The 13,390-nt window shown below is 43.7% G+C and carries 12 protein-coding genes; 6 read left to right on the forward strand and 6 right to left on the reverse strand.

Features of this window, described 5'->3' with window-relative positions:
• Positions 1–67: 67 nt before the first annotated feature.
• Genes rpoZ through FYJ57_RS01445 form a run of 4 tightly spaced genes read right to left on the reverse strand, consistent with a single transcriptional unit; the run spans position 68 to position 2,171 of the window.
• Positions 68–373 carry a DNA-directed RNA polymerase subunit omega gene (gene rpoZ, locus FYJ57_RS01430; protein WP_154431248.1) on the reverse strand — a complete coding sequence of 102 codons (306 nt, stop codon included), beginning with the start codon at positions 371–373 and terminating at the stop codon, positions 68–70.
• 3 nt (positions 374–376) lie between these two features.
• Complete coding sequence (gene gmk / locus FYJ57_RS01435) at positions 377–1,006, reverse strand: guanylate kinase (protein WP_154431249.1); 630 nt, start codon at positions 1,004–1,006, stop codon at positions 377–379.
• On the reverse strand, positions 999–1,271 hold the full coding sequence (locus FYJ57_RS01440; protein WP_106492982.1) for a DUF370 domain-containing protein: 273 nt from the start codon (positions 1,269–1,271) through the stop codon (positions 999–1,001). Before FYJ57_RS01440 ends, gmk begins: the two co-directional genes overlap by 8 nt.
• A 21-nt stretch (positions 1,272–1,292) precedes the next feature.
• On the reverse strand, positions 1,293–2,171 hold the full coding sequence (locus FYJ57_RS01445) for a YicC/YloC family endoribonuclease (protein WP_154431250.1): 879 nt from the start codon (positions 2,169–2,171) through the stop codon (positions 1,293–1,295).
• 136 nt (positions 2,172–2,307) lie between these two features.
• Between FYJ57_RS01445 and FYJ57_RS01450 the strand changes: the two genes are divergently transcribed.
• Together FYJ57_RS01450 and FYJ57_RS01455 are read left to right on the forward strand one after the other, a co-directional pair.
• Entirely contained in the window at positions 2,308–4,047 is a 1,740-nt protein-coding gene (locus FYJ57_RS01450; RefSeq protein ID WP_154431251.1) for an Rqc2 family fibronectin-binding protein, read from the forward strand.
• Positions 4,048–4,170: 123 nt separating this feature from the next.
• Entirely contained in the window at positions 4,171–6,507 is a 2,337-nt protein-coding gene (locus FYJ57_RS01455; RefSeq protein WP_154431326.1) for a cation-translocating P-type ATPase, read from the forward strand.
• Between the two features lie 297 nt (positions 6,508–6,804).
• Here FYJ57_RS01455 and FYJ57_RS01460 read toward each other — a convergent pair whose 3' ends face one another.
• The gene (locus FYJ57_RS01460) at positions 6,805–7,356 is read right to left on the reverse strand and encodes a cysteine hydrolase family protein (protein WP_154431252.1); all 552 of its coding nucleotides are present in this window, start codon (positions 7,354–7,356) and stop codon (positions 6,805–6,807) included.
• Positions 7,357–7,611: 255 nt separating this feature from the next.
• Between FYJ57_RS01460 and FYJ57_RS01465 the strand changes: the two genes are divergently transcribed.
• The 4 genes from FYJ57_RS01465 (at position 7,612) to FYJ57_RS01480 (ending at position 11,477) form a co-directional block, all read left to right on the forward strand.
• Positions 7,612–8,352 (forward strand): nucleoside phosphorylase, encoded by a 741-nt coding sequence (locus FYJ57_RS01465; RefSeq protein WP_154431253.1) that lies wholly within the window; start codon positions 7,612–7,614, stop codon positions 8,350–8,352.
• Positions 8,353–8,460: 108 nt separating this feature from the next.
• The gene (locus FYJ57_RS01470) at positions 8,461–9,063 is read left to right on the forward strand and encodes an ECF transporter S component (RefSeq protein ID WP_154431254.1); all 603 of its coding nucleotides are present in this window, start codon (positions 8,461–8,463) and stop codon (positions 9,061–9,063) included.
• A gap of 3 nt (positions 9,064–9,066) precedes the next feature.
• Positions 9,067–9,843, forward strand: coding sequence for an energy-coupling factor transporter transmembrane component T family protein (locus FYJ57_RS01475; RefSeq protein ID WP_154431255.1), 777 nt, complete (start codon positions 9,067–9,069; stop codon positions 9,841–9,843).
• Entirely contained in the window at positions 9,831–11,477 is a 1,647-nt protein-coding gene (locus FYJ57_RS01480) for an ABC transporter ATP-binding protein (RefSeq protein WP_154431256.1), read from the forward strand. Before FYJ57_RS01475 ends, FYJ57_RS01480 begins: the two co-directional genes overlap by 13 nt.
• Positions 11,478–11,566: 89 nt before the next feature.
• On the opposite strand, the gene FYJ57_RS01485 is transcribed toward FYJ57_RS01480, so the two are convergent.
• On the reverse strand, positions 11,567–13,198 hold the full coding sequence (locus FYJ57_RS01485; RefSeq protein WP_154431257.1) for an alpha-amylase family glycosyl hydrolase: 1,632 nt from the start codon (positions 13,196–13,198) through the stop codon (positions 11,567–11,569).
• Between the last annotated feature and the right edge of the window lie 192 nt (positions 13,199–13,390).

The raw sequence follows: 13,390 nt of genomic DNA on the forward strand, positions 1-13,390 counted from the left end.
AATCCTTTCCATTGGTTAAAAAAGAGATGCCAGCACGCTCATGCAGCATCCCCTCTTATTGACCTGATTATTCTTCTGCGTTTTTGTCTTCCGCTTCCAGTTCTTTTTCAAGAGCTGCTTCTGCCTCAGCTTCTTCTACATCTTCAGTGTCCGGGATGATAGTTACTTTTCCTTTATAAACCTCATCTACGGCGATAGAAAGTGGCTTATTCAGCGAATAACTTACCATCGGTTCCGCACCTGCGATCAGCTGTCTAGCACGTTTGCTGGTAGCAAGAACGATGGAATATCTGCTGTTGCATACAGGAGTATCGATCTCCTCAACGTCTTTGTTTACTGCCTGGATTAATTCTGTATAAGATGGATGTATCATAATTTATTCTCCTTTCATTTCTTTGAGTTCTTTTTGTATATCAGCAACCAGATCAAGATTCTCAGAGACCTTCAGGTGCTGGCTCTGAATCAGCTGGTGAACTTCCTTTACACAAGTATCCAGATCATCGTTGATGACCAGATACTGATAATGATCCATGATCTCGGATTCTTCCGCAGCACGGCGCATACGGTCGTTGATCACGTCCATGGTTTCCGTTCCACGATCTATCAGACGGTGTTTGAGCTCTTCCGCAGATGGCGGGGTTACGAATAATAACAGAGCCTGCGGATTCTTTTCTTTTACTTTCAAGGCACCTTGCACTTCAATTTCCAGAATGACATCTTTACCGGCAGCCAGCTGTTCTTCTACATAAGCTTTCGGTGTGCCGTAATAATTATCTACATATTGTGCATATTCATACAGCGCATCCTGACGGATCAGTTCTTCAAACTCTTCTTTTGTCTTAAAAAAATATTCCCGTTCGTTTTCTTCTCCCGGCCGCGGATTCCTTGTAGTCGCCGAGATGGACAGTGCATAACATTCATAGTTCTTCATTAGTTCTTTGACTACTGTTCCTTTTCCGGCACCTGAGAAACCGGAAATAATTACCAGACTTCCTTTTTTACTCATCCAGATCACCTTTTTCTTCTATAATTTTTTCTGCATGAAGACGCTTTCCGATAGTATCCGGCTGTAATGCCGATAACACCAGAAATCCTTCCTGGGTGACAAGTACTGCTTTTGTTCGCCTCCCCTGGGTAGCGTCGATCACTATCTTCTCTTCTTTTCCTTGCTGCACCATTCGTTTGACCGGAGCAGCATCCGGACTGACTACGGCAACTATTTTGTCACGGTTGACTATATTACCGAATCCGATATTAATAAAACCGGCCATTGCGTGCCCTCATTCTGCGGATTATTCAATATTCTGAATCTGCTCCCGCACTTTCTCAATCTCTGTTTTCAGGTCAATTGCCAGATTGGATGTTTCCAGATCATTTGCCTTGGACAGTATGGTGTTCGCCTCCCGGTTCATCTCCTGTGCAATAAAATCCAGTTTTCGGCCAATGCCTTCACCATCGGCGAGTACTTCCTTCATATGACGGATGTGACTTTTCAGACGAACTGTTTCTTCATCTGTGCAGATCTTGTCTGCATAGATGATAACCTCTGACGCGATTCGGCTTTCCTCAATCTGTGTATCGCTTAACAGTTCTTTCATCTTATCTTCCAGTTTCTGCCGGTACTCCTGGAGAATCTGCGGTGAACGCTCCTCCACCATTCCAACTTTTTCAAACATCTGATCAAGTTTCTGCAAAAGATCAGTCCGGAGGTTCTCCCCTTCCGTCTTCCGTGTCTCAACAAACTGTTCACAGGCTTTCCGGAGTACCTGTTCCAGAAGTCCCCATAATTCTTTTTCATCCGAATCCACTTCTTCCATTGTAAATACATCCTGGAACCTGCCAAGCTCCGCTGCGGTGATGTCGTTACAGATACCAAAGGTATCTGCCATCTTCTTAAAATATGCCATATACTGGCTGGCTACTTCATGATTATACTGCAAAATCATGTGAGACTGTGTAAAATCCTCGTAACTGATAAAGATATCGACCTTTCCTCTCAGCATGTACTCTTTTAACAGTGTACGGATTGCACTGTCGAAAAAGCTGAGCTTTTTCGGCATCTTGATGTTAAAATCCAGATACCGATGATTTACAGATTTGATTTCGACCGTAAATTTATGCTGCTCGTCCTGTGCCTCGGCTCTTCCAAATCCTGTCATACTTTTAATCATAATAGTTTTCTCACCTTAAATAATTTCTTAATTATTGCTTAATATGCATATGTTTTTATTATAAGTCATTACAAAACCCTAGTCAAATCCTTTTTTTCTGTTATAATAAAAATATTCAAAGAAGGAGTGTGTTTTTATGGCTTTTGACGGGATCACAATTGCAAATATTGTAACAGAATTAAATCAGACCATCACCGGCGGTAAGATCAACAAGATCGCCCAGCCGGAAAATGATGAGTTGATCATAACCATTAAAAATCAGCGGAAACAGTACCGTCTGTTTTTATCAGCCAGTGCTTCTCTCCCGCTGATTTATCTGACGGAAACTAATAAACCAAGTCCACTGACGGCACCCAACTTCTGTATGTTGTTAAGAAAACATATCGGGAGTGGCAAGATCATCGCGATTGAACAGCCGGGTATGGAGCGGATCATCCGTTTTACTATTGAACATCTGAATGAACTCGGTGATCTGTGTACCAAATATCTGATTGTGGAGATCATGGGAAAGCACAGCAACATTATCTTCTGTAACGAAGAGGATCAGATCATCGACAGTATCAAACATGTGTCAGCTCATATGAGTTCTGTGAGAGAAGTCCTTCCCGGGCGTCCGTATTTTATACCGGAAACACAGTCAAAACTGAATCCGTTTGTATTAACGGAAGAAATCTTTCAGGAAAAGATTTTTCCGCGTCCTGTGAATGTGGCAAAAGCAATCTACACTTCTATCACGGGAATCAGTCCTCTGATGGCAGAAGAAGTTTGCTATCGCGCCGGCATCGATGGCGGTATTCCAACCGACGGACTTGAGGATGTGGAGCGGGTACATCTGGCACATACTTTTCTTCGCATGGTAGATGACATCAGGGACGGGCATTTCGAACCAAACATTATATATAAAGGAAAAGAGCCGGTAGAATTTGCCTGCTTTCCACTGTCTCAGTATCAGGATTACCGTGCTGTCTCTTATCCATCGATCTTCCCGGTGTTAGAGACATATTATGCTGAAAAAAATATTGTCACAAAGATGCGTCAGAAAACAGTAGATCTGCGAAAAATCGTACAGAATGCACTGGAGCGAAATGTAAAAAAATATCAGTTACAGCAAAAACAGTTGAAGGATACAGAGAAAAAAGAAAAATACCGTGTCTGGGGAGAGCTGCTGAATACTTACGGCTATGAAGTGGAGCCCGGTGCAAAGTCCATGGAGGCGTTGAATTATTACACCAATGAAATGATTCAGATTCCACTGGATGAAACGATGACCCCACAGGAAAATGCCAAGAAATACTTCGATAAATACAGCAAGTTAAAGCGAACCAAGGGAGCACTGGATACACTGTTGCAGGAAACCGGAGATGAGATCAAGCATCTGGAATCCATTGCCGCTTCTCTTGATATTGCCTCATCGGAAGAAGATCTTGTACAGATCAAAGAAGAAATGATGGAATATGGATATGTAAAGCGGAAAAATACAGGAGGAAAAAAAGTAAAAGTCACCTCTCGTCCATATCATTATATTTCCAGCGATGGATATGATATCTATGTCGGCAAAAATAATTTTCAGAACGATGAGCTTTCTTTTAAGTTTGCTTCCGGCAATGACTGGTGGTTCCATGCCAAAGGGCAGCCGGGATCCCATGTGATCGTAAAATCAAAAAATGAAGAACTTCCGGATCGCACCTTTGAAGAAGCAGGAAAGCTGGCAGCTTACTATTCCAAGGGCAGACAGGCACCGAAGGTGGAAATTGATTATACACAGAAGAAAAATCTCCGGAAGCCAACCGGCGGGAAACCGGGATTTGTTGTATATTACACAAACTACTCCCTTCTGATCGAACCGGACATTACGGGACTTCAACAGATACAGTAAAAGGAGGCAACGCCATTGAAGAAAACAAAGGATTCTCAGGAAACAAAGATCCTGAGAAAACCGGTTGCACGGATTGAGACAACCGCGGATACCGGACTTACTCAGGCACAGGTGAAAGAACGGATGGAAAAAGGATGGAGCAATGCCCCGGTGGATTCTCCTTCCAAGACGACCAAGGAAATTATTATCAGCAATGTATTTACGTATTTCAACCTGATTTTTCTTGTGATTGCAGTTCTGCTGCTTCTGGTCGGTGCATTTCGTGATCTGACTTTTCTCCCGGTCATTATCTGTAACACTCTAATTGGTATTATTCAGGAGATCCGTTCCAAGAAAGTACTGGACAAGTTGAGTGTGTTGAATGCGCCTAAAGCTACTGTTGTGCGTGAAGGAAAGCTTCAGACGATTCCCGCAGAAAAGGCGGTGCTGGATGATGTTGTAAAATTTCAGGCGGGAAATCAGATCTGTGCCGATGCTACTTTGATTGACGGGGAGGTACAGGTCAACGAATCCCTTCTGACCGGTGAATCTGATGAGATCACCAAAAAACCCGGGGACACGTTGATGTCCGGAAGTTTTGTTGTTTCCGGCTCCTGTCTCGGACGACTGGAACAGGTAGGTGCAGACTCTTATATCTCAAAACTGACACTGGAAGCAAAGGCAACCAAAGAAGGGGAACAGTCTGAGATGATCCGTTCCCTGGATAAACTGGTTCAGATTGTTGGATTTCTGATCATTCCGATTGGTATTGTTCTTTTCGGACAGCAGTATCTGCTTGGTGACAGTTCCATCAAGACCAGTATGCAGGCTATGGTTGCGGCCATCATTGGTATGATTCCGGAAGGGTTATATCTGCTGGCCAGTGTAGCTCTGGTAGTCAGTGTAATGCGATTGGCCACGAAAAAAGTTCTTGTACATGATATGAAGTGTATCGAGACGCTTGCCAGGGTCAATGTGCTGTGTGTTGATAAAACCGGTACCATTACCGAAAATACCATGAAGGTTCATGATGTGGTTTCTCTGGAACCATATGATAAAGAAGAACTTCCCCCATTGAAAGAACTGCTGGGTGATTTTGCCCACGCTATGTCGAAAGATAACATTACAATGGCAGCAATGCAGGAATATTTTACACAGGGAAGCGGACAGGTAGCTACTTCAGTAACTTCATTCTCTTCCGCTTTCAAATACAGCAGTGCTACTTTTCATACGACTTCTTATGTGCTTGGTGCACCGGAATTTGTTCTTCGGGATGATTATGAAATATATAAAGAAACAATAGAATCTTATGGAAGCGAGGGTTATCGTGTCCTGGTTTTCGGTCGATACGAGGGAACTCCGGACGGAAAAGCACTGACAGAAGCAGTGATTCCTTATGGTCTTGTATTGCTGGCCAATCCGATCCGTAAAGAAGCCTGGGAGACATTTCAGTATTTTGCAGATCAGGGTGTGGATATCAAGGTTATATCCGGTGATAATCCGGTTACAGTATCAAAAGTAGCTTCTCAGGCGGGAATCGCCAATGCGGATAATTACATCGATGCCAGTCAGTTAAAAACACCGGATGATATCAAGCGAGCAGTGTTAAAATATACGGTTTTCGGTCGTGTGACACCGGATCAGAAGCGACAGTTTGTCCGTGCATTGAAAGAAGCAGGGAAAACCGTTGCAATGACCGGTGATGGTGTCAACGATGTACTTGCACTGAAAGACGCTGACTGCAGTATTGCGATGGCCTCGGGAAGTGACGCAGCAGCACAGGCTTCTCAGCTTGTATTGCTGGAATCTAATTTTTCGTGTATGCCTTCGGTTGTACTGGAAGGACGTCGGGTCGTTAATAATATCGAACGATCTGCAAGTTTGTTTCTGGTAAAAAATATTTTCAGCTTTCTGCTGTCGTTGTTTTCTATGGCGTTTATGATTACCTATCCGCTGGAACCATCTCAGATTTCCATGGTGGCCATGTTTACCATTGGTATTCCGGCATTCCTGTTGGCAATGGAACCGAACAAGAAGATGATTGAAGGCCATTTCCTTACGAATGTGCTTTTAAAAGCGCTTCCGGCCGGACTTACGGATGTACTGATTGTAGGATTCCTTACAGTATTCGGGCAGACGTTTGGAATGTCAAACGAGGAAATTTCCACGGCTGCTACTCTTCTGCTTGCAATTGTCGGACTGATGATTCTGTTTAAAATCAGCAAACCGATGAATGTATTCCGCTGGATTGTGTGGTCGGCTATGGTGGCTGGATTGTTGTTCTGTGTGATTTTTTTGAAGAATCTGTTTGGAATTGGAGTGATGACACGGAAGTGTTGTATGACGCTGATCGTGTTTGCGGTTGCTACGGAGCCGTTGTTGAGGTATATTTCGCAGATTGTGACGGGGATTCGGAAACGGGTGTTGCGCAGACGGGAAAAACGGCTGGATAAAAAGTATCCTAGGAAACGTGGAGAATAAAAAGGTATTAACAAACGGACGCAGTAAGGAGTCGAAGCCCGGTTGGAACAACGTTGGCAGGTGAATTTTGAACTATGTGCTAAGTGCGACTAGGCTCTTCGCGGAGAGCCGCTCAGCGCCAAGTCTTACTAAGCACAGGATTTCAAAATTTCACCTAACCGCCAACAAAGTGTTGTTCCAACCGGGCTTCGACTCCTTACTGCTGTTTATTAATAACCGGAAGAAATGAAATAGTTCCAATTTTATCACATATATCATCGCGATGATTAATGCGGAATTTCCTAGAGTGTGTCTGAATCAGGATTGTTGTGTCAGGTACTCTTCGGTTGTCATGAACTCTACGTGGAGCGGTGACAATCCCTGTAAGATGTGCAGGGTTTCTGCTTCAAGGATCGGGTTCAGGCCGGAGGTGGCATCGGTGAGCCAGATGAGTTTGCAGCCGAGGTCGATGCCTTCAAAGAAAGTGGAAAGGACACAGCATTCGGAGACAACGCCGGTGAGGATGATGCGGTCGGCTTTTCGGGCAGCCTGACGGATGGCGGGTACCTGAAAGGAGGAATATGTGCTTTTGTCGTAGATGAGGTACGTTTCGGCTGCTTCTTTGATTCCATCCATCAGTTCATTCATCCAGGGATCTTCATTAATTTTGCGATTCAGCTCGTTATAGGTTTTCCAAGTTCCAACCGGGTGATCGGCGGCGATATAGCGGGTGAAAATAGTCTGATTTTTTGGATGTTTTTCCAGAAGTTTCAGGATATTTGCCTTTGTGTGCGCTACAGTCTCACATGCCCATGGCTGGTCGGGAAGGTATACATTTTGCATATCGATTACTAATAATAAATCATTCATGATACAAATCTCCTTTTATTAGATATTCTGCTTTTCTATCTTATCAACAAAACAAAGAATCTAAATTTGTAACTGTTCAGTACACTTACAGTCACCTGAATTTCACTATAAAGATATCTATGGGAAAAGTCAATCCTGTTTTCTTATTCAGTAACCTGTTGCAGAACATTCCATTGCTTTATATTTACAATTGACAAGACAGTTGTAAAGTGTTAAGGTAAACAGGCAAATATTTTTAGAAAGAAGGTTTTGATTATGTCTGAAAACCTGATGCCGCATATCCGTCTTCCGAAGGATCTGGATGTGGACTGTGTACTGTTACCGGGAGATCCGGCACGGGCAGATACGGTAGCTTCTCATCTGGAAGACGCCAGACTGCTTGCATCAAACCGGGAATTTCGTAGCTGGCAAGGCACATATAAGGGCAAAAAAATGTTGGTTACTTCTACCGGAATAGGTGCTGCTTCCTGTGCGATTGCTGTGGAGGAACTGATCCAGTGTGGTGTTCATAACCTGATCCGTATTGGAAGCTGCGGAGCCCTGCAGCCGGAATGTGCTCTGGGCGATCTGATCTTTGTAACCGGGGCGATCCGGGACGATGGCACTTCTGCTGCTTATGTGGAAGCACAGTATCCTGCGATACCTGATTTTGATCTCCTGAGTGCCTGTCGGGAAAGTGCAGTTGCTGAAAATATTCCTTATCACCTGGGAATCTGTCGCAGTCACAGCTGCCTTTATAGTGATCGGAACCCGGAACTTTACAGTTATTGGGCCGGAAAACGAGCAATTGCTTCTGATATGGAAACCGCAGTGTTATTTGTACTCGGTTCCCTTCGTGGTGTGCGTACTGCATCGATTTTAAATGTTGTTGCCGCCTCTCAGTCCTCTGTCGCGGAAGATATTGGAAAATATGCCGCCAAAGAGGCAATTTCCATGAGTGGGGAAGAAAGAGAAATTCTTACAGCGCTGGAAGCATTCACCAGAATCCAGAAATAATCAAAACCAAAATATCTGAAAATCATCCGAAAAACAGATGGTATACAACTTTTGTATCCTGCATTTCTGATGATACAGATAAAAAATCACATCGAGGGAGGATGAATCATGAAAAAGATTTTTAAAACACAACTGAATGCCGCCGTCATCGTTCTGATACCGGCATGTATCGGAATCAACTATCTCGGAAAACTGTTCGCCAGTTTCCTGAAACTGCCGTTATGGCTGGACAGCATCGGAACCTGTATCGGTGCAGCACTTGGCGGACCTATCATCGGAGCCATCTGTGGTGCTGCAAACAACCTGATCTACGGATTTACCACCGGTGATAATATTACACTGATCTATGCACTGACCAGTCTTTTCATCGGTCTCGTTGTCGGTATCATGGCACGTATCGGATTTATGAAAACATTCCCAAAAGCTCTGTTAACTGCATGTGCGGGCGGACTGGCAGCTGTTGTGGTTTCCACACCACTGAACATTCTGTTCTGGGGCGGAACAACCGGAAACGTATGGGGTGATGCAGTATTTGCCGCAACACAGGCAGCAAAACTTCCACTGGCACTTGGTTCTCTGCTGGATGAGATCGTTGTAGATGTACCGGATAAGTTGATCACACTGATCATCGTATTCCTGATTCTCAAAGGTCTTCCAAAGAAACTTACCACCCTGTATGATACAGAAGAAACTATCGAAAGTCTGGATTAATTTATGAAAACCATCAGTTTATACACAAATAACGGAAGCTGGCTGACACAGCTTCATCCATTTACCAAATTATGGTATCTGGCAGCAGCAATCTGCATTCCCCTTCTGACTGGTTCAGTGTGGGGATTTGCAGTGATGATCATAATCAGTTTTGTACTGCTAAAAAGCGGCAGGCTTATTAAAAAAGCCCTGCCGCTGATTGCATTTTCTTTTACAATTATTCTTACAATTTTTCTGATTCATGGTCTGGTCAATCAACAGAACAAGAATGTACTGTTTGCCATCGGATTTCTCAGGTTTTATAAAGAAGGATTATTGTATGCAGCGCATATCGGATTAAATATTCTGAATATGCTTCTGTCTTTCGCAATTGTCGTTTTATCCACCCGCCCTTCCGAGCTTGTGGATGAGTTGGAGCGAAAGGGATTTTCTCCGCGATTTGGTTATATTATCAATTCTGTGTTTCAGATTATTCCGCAGATGATGGGGACGATGCATACCATCACCGATGCCCAGAGAAGCCGCGGTATGGAAACAGAAGGTAGTCTTCTGGTTCGTATCAAGGCGTTTCTCCCACTGATCTCGCCGGTTGTTATGAGTGCGCTGACAGCTACCAGAGAACGGGCAATCGCATTGGAAGTACGTGGATTTGGTGCAAAAGGATTAAAAACCTGGATGCATCCCCATCAGAAGACAAAAGCAGACCGGATCTTCAGCTGGCTGTGTATTGCAGGGTTGATTCTGGCACTGGCAGGGAGGATTTATTTATGGCTTTCTTAGAAGTAGAACATTTGAAATATCGCTATCCCCATACAAAAAAGCTGGCGTTGGATGATATCTCCTTTACTGCTGAGAAAGGAGAATTCATTGGAATTATCGGAGAGAATGGTGCGGGAAAAAGTACGCTCAGCCAGGCTTTCTGCGGACTGGTTCCTCAGTTTTACAAAGGTGCTTACGGAGGTAAAGTGACTGTTGATGGAATTGCTGCTGCTACCACACCTACTGCGGAACTTTGCAAAAAAGTCGGGCTGATCTTTCAGAACCCTTTTAACCAGCTTTCCGGAGCGAAAGATACTGTTTGGGATGAAGTAGCCTTTGGGTTGGAAAACTTTGGCGTACCGGCTGAACAGATCCATGAACGCCTGGATAAGGTTCTGCATCAACTGGACATCTGGCAGTTTCGGGAGAAGAACCCATTTGATCTGTCCGGTGGACAGATGCAGCGTGTGGCCATTGCTTCAGTTCTTGCCATGGAACCGGAGATTCTGCTTCTTGACGAGCCGACATCCCAGCTGGATCCACAGGGAAGCGAAGAGGTTTTCCATACAGTAGAGTTACTTGCCCAAACGGGTATTACTATTTTTATGATTGAACAGAAAATGGAGAAACTGGCATCTTACTGTGACAAAATATTACTCTTACATGAAGGTAAGCAGATTGCTTTTGACACACCGGAAAAGATCTTCTCAAGACCTGATCTTGCAGAATTAGGTATTTGTCCTCCCTATGTAACCCGTTATTGTGTCGAACAGCATATTTTTCGTCCGGATGGTACGTATCCTGTAGTTGTTGAGGATGTGAAAGAAGCTTTGAAAAGAGACAAAGAAAGAAAGGTTACACTACCGCAGCTGGCAGATACTGTCCTGGCAGAAGCACCAGAAAATCGATTTGATGTGAGAAATCTTAAGTTTTCCTATACAGAAGATCATCCTATTTTTGAAAACTTCCAGTTGTCTCTGGATCAGCGCCCTACGGCAATTATCGGACAAAATGGTGCCGGAAAAACCACACTGGTGCGTTTACTGAAAGGTCTGTTAAAGCCTTCTGCCGGAACAATCCTCTACCAGGGAGAAGATATTTCCAGGCGTACGGTGGCCTCTCTTGCCGGACAGGTGGGTTATGTTTTTCAGAACCCGGATGACCAGATTTTCAAGTACAAGGTCATTGATGAGGTTATGTTTGGTCCGTTAAATATCGGTATGCCAAAAGAAAAAGCTATGGAAAAAGCCATGGAAGCGTTGGCACTGACAGAATTGACTCCCTATGCGGGTGAAAACCCGTATGATCTGGAACTCTCTCAACGGAAACTGGTTGCGATTGCTTCTGTTCTTGCGATGGATACAGATGTAATTATTCTGGACGAACCGACGATTGCACAGGATTACAGTGGAAAAGAGATTATACGGAACATTATTGCCAGTCTTTCCGAGCAGGGAAAACTGGTATTGGCGATTCTTCATGATATGGATTTTGTAGCGCAGTGTTTTTCGAGAGTTGTAGTTCTTGCCCATGGACAATTACTGGCAGACGGTACACCTTCGGAGGTATTTGTACAAGAGGACGTATTGAAAAAGGCTGCTCTTGATATGCCACATCCGTTACAGCTTCGGAAAGCATTGGAACAGATACAATGACAGAGGTCTGTAACGATATATAAAAAGTCGAAACTGAAATTCACGAAAAGTGATTTCAGTTTCGACTTTTTGATTTACGCGTTACACATCTAATGAAAACTCTTCAGCCAGTTTACCAGTGAATCATGCCAGATGTTGTCAGCTACGGTCTTCTTCATCTGATCGGTCACCGGACCGTTTCCGGCCATCTTCTCAAGGATAGCCGCCTGAAGTTCGGATACCGTCATCTCGTCCGGTGTTTTACTCCAATCTGTTTTCAAAGCAGTTGCATGCTCTGTTTTCTCTTCAAAGACAATGGTTTCATTTTCTGATGTCTTCTGCTCTTTTACGGTTACCGGTTTTACTTTTTTCATTATTGCAACCGGGACCGGAGTTTCGTTCTTCAACTGTTCTTCCGGAATCCAGATATCGCCGCTGTTCGCAGGAATCGTCACATGGATTCTTCCACCCTGTACTTCTGCCCGGTTACCGGAAAGTGCACCGATATATATGGCAGTATTACCTGCAGGCAGATTCATATCTGTGGCATTGTCATCGTTGTTGACGGTGACAATCACACGTACATTGTCCAGATCCCGTGCAAAAGCATATTGCCGGTTGGTAAGCATCAGTTCATAATATTTTCCATAGCTTAATGCCGGTGTGCCCTGACGGATCTTTCCGAGTGCAGCAATCAGCGCTGTACAGGGATTTTCAGTGACGGCATTTTTGTAATTTTCCAGATCCAGTGCCGGACGAAGGCTTACATCTGAGAATTTTTCTTTCTTTCCTTCAATTCCAAATTCCGATCCGTAATAAATACTCGGAATACCAGGCAGAGTATACAACAATATATGGATCGGTGCAAAATGCGCTTTGTTGCTGAGTTTGGTATAGATCCGTTCTACATCATGATTGTCCACAAAATTGTAAAGATCCAGATCACCCATATTCTGCAGATATTTAACGGTATGTGCGATTTCAAAATAATTATGGTCGTTATGCCCGCTGTACAGGGCTTTATGCAGAGCATAGTTTGTTACACTGTGCAGAGTATCGCCGTTAACCCAACGGCTGTAATCACCGTGGATAACCTCTCCCATGAGCCAGAAATCCTCTTTTACTTCATCAGCAGTACGGCGCAGGGCATGCATAAAGTCAAAATCCAGGACATCTGCAGCATCCAGACGAATACCATCAATATCAAATTCAGACACCCAGAAACGTATCACATCACAGATATAATTCTGTACTTCCGGATTGCGCTGATTCAATTTTACCAGAAGATTATATCCTCCCCAGTTTTCGTAGGAAAAACCATCATTATACTCTGTGTTTCCGCAGAAATTTACATTGCAATACCAGTTGACATAGCGGGAATGTTCCCGGTGTTCCTGGATATCTTTAAAAGCAAAGAAATCACGTCCGGTGTGATTGAAGACACCATCGAAAATCACACGGATTCCTTTTTTATGGCAGGCAGCTACAAAGTTCGTAAGATCCTCATTGGTTCCCAGACGAGAATCCAGTTTCTTATAATCTGTAGTCTCATATCCATGTCCAACGCTTTCGAATAACGGACCGATATACAGTGCTGTACATCCAATCTTCTGGATATGATCGATCCATGGCAACAAGGTATTCAACCGATGTGCCGGAGCACCATAGTCATTCTGTGCCGGAGCACCTGTAAGACCCAGGGGATAAATATGATAAAATATAGCTTCATTGTACCAACTCATGTGAATGCACCTCTATTTCTACAATTTATTTAACTGTTCAGTACCTTTGTGATCATAGTATATTTACTTTTATTATAATACCACACCTTCTTACAGAAATCCAGCAATTTATTTACCGTTCGGTATATAAATTATCTAAACAGAAAAAATGGGCAATACAGATTTCTCTGTATTGCCCATTTGTACAGCGTA

The sequence above is a fragment of the Oliverpabstia intestinalis genome, from assembly GCF_009696065.1.
Classification (GTDB): domain Bacteria; phylum Bacillota; class Clostridia; order Lachnospirales; family Lachnospiraceae; genus Oliverpabstia; species Oliverpabstia intestinalis.

What these genes read in the sequence shown, in the direction of transcription:
- rpoZ (WP_154431248.1), bottom strand. Translation starts at nt 373, where the DNA reads ATGATACATCCATCTTATACAGAATTAATCCAGGCAGTAAACAAAGAC.
- gmk (WP_154431249.1), bottom strand. Translation starts at nt 1,006, where the DNA reads ATGAGTAAAAAAGGAAGTCTGGTAATTATTTCCGGTTTCTCAGGTGCC.
- FYJ57_RS01440 (WP_106492982.1), bottom strand. Translation starts at nt 1,271, where the DNA reads ATGGCCGGTTTTATTAATATCGGATTCGGTAATATAGTCAACCGTGAC.
- FYJ57_RS01445 (WP_154431250.1), bottom strand. Translation starts at nt 2,171, where the DNA reads ATGATTAAAAGTATGACAGGATTTGGAAGAGCCGAGGCACAGGACGAG.
- FYJ57_RS01450 (WP_154431251.1), top strand. Translation starts at nt 2,308, where the DNA reads ATGGCTTTTGACGGGATCACAATTGCAAATATTGTAACAGAATTAAAT.
- FYJ57_RS01455 (WP_154431326.1), top strand. Translation starts at nt 4,171, where the DNA reads ATGGAAAAAGGATGGAGCAATGCCCCGGTGGATTCTCCTTCCAAGACG.
- FYJ57_RS01460 (WP_154431252.1), bottom strand. Translation starts at nt 7,356, where the DNA reads ATGAATGATTTATTATTAGTAATCGATATGCAAAATGTATACCTTCCC.
- FYJ57_RS01465 (WP_154431253.1), top strand. Translation starts at nt 7,612, where the DNA reads ATGTCTGAAAACCTGATGCCGCATATCCGTCTTCCGAAGGATCTGGAT.
- FYJ57_RS01470 (WP_154431254.1), top strand. Translation starts at nt 8,461, where the DNA reads ATGAAAAAGATTTTTAAAACACAACTGAATGCCGCCGTCATCGTTCTG.
- FYJ57_RS01475 (WP_154431255.1), top strand. Translation starts at nt 9,067, where the DNA reads ATGAAAACCATCAGTTTATACACAAATAACGGAAGCTGGCTGACACAG.
- FYJ57_RS01480 (WP_154431256.1), top strand. Translation starts at nt 9,831, where the DNA reads ATGGCTTTCTTAGAAGTAGAACATTTGAAATATCGCTATCCCCATACA.
- FYJ57_RS01485 (WP_154431257.1), bottom strand. Translation starts at nt 13,198, where the DNA reads ATGAGTTGGTACAATGAAGCTATATTTTATCATATTTATCCCCTGGGT.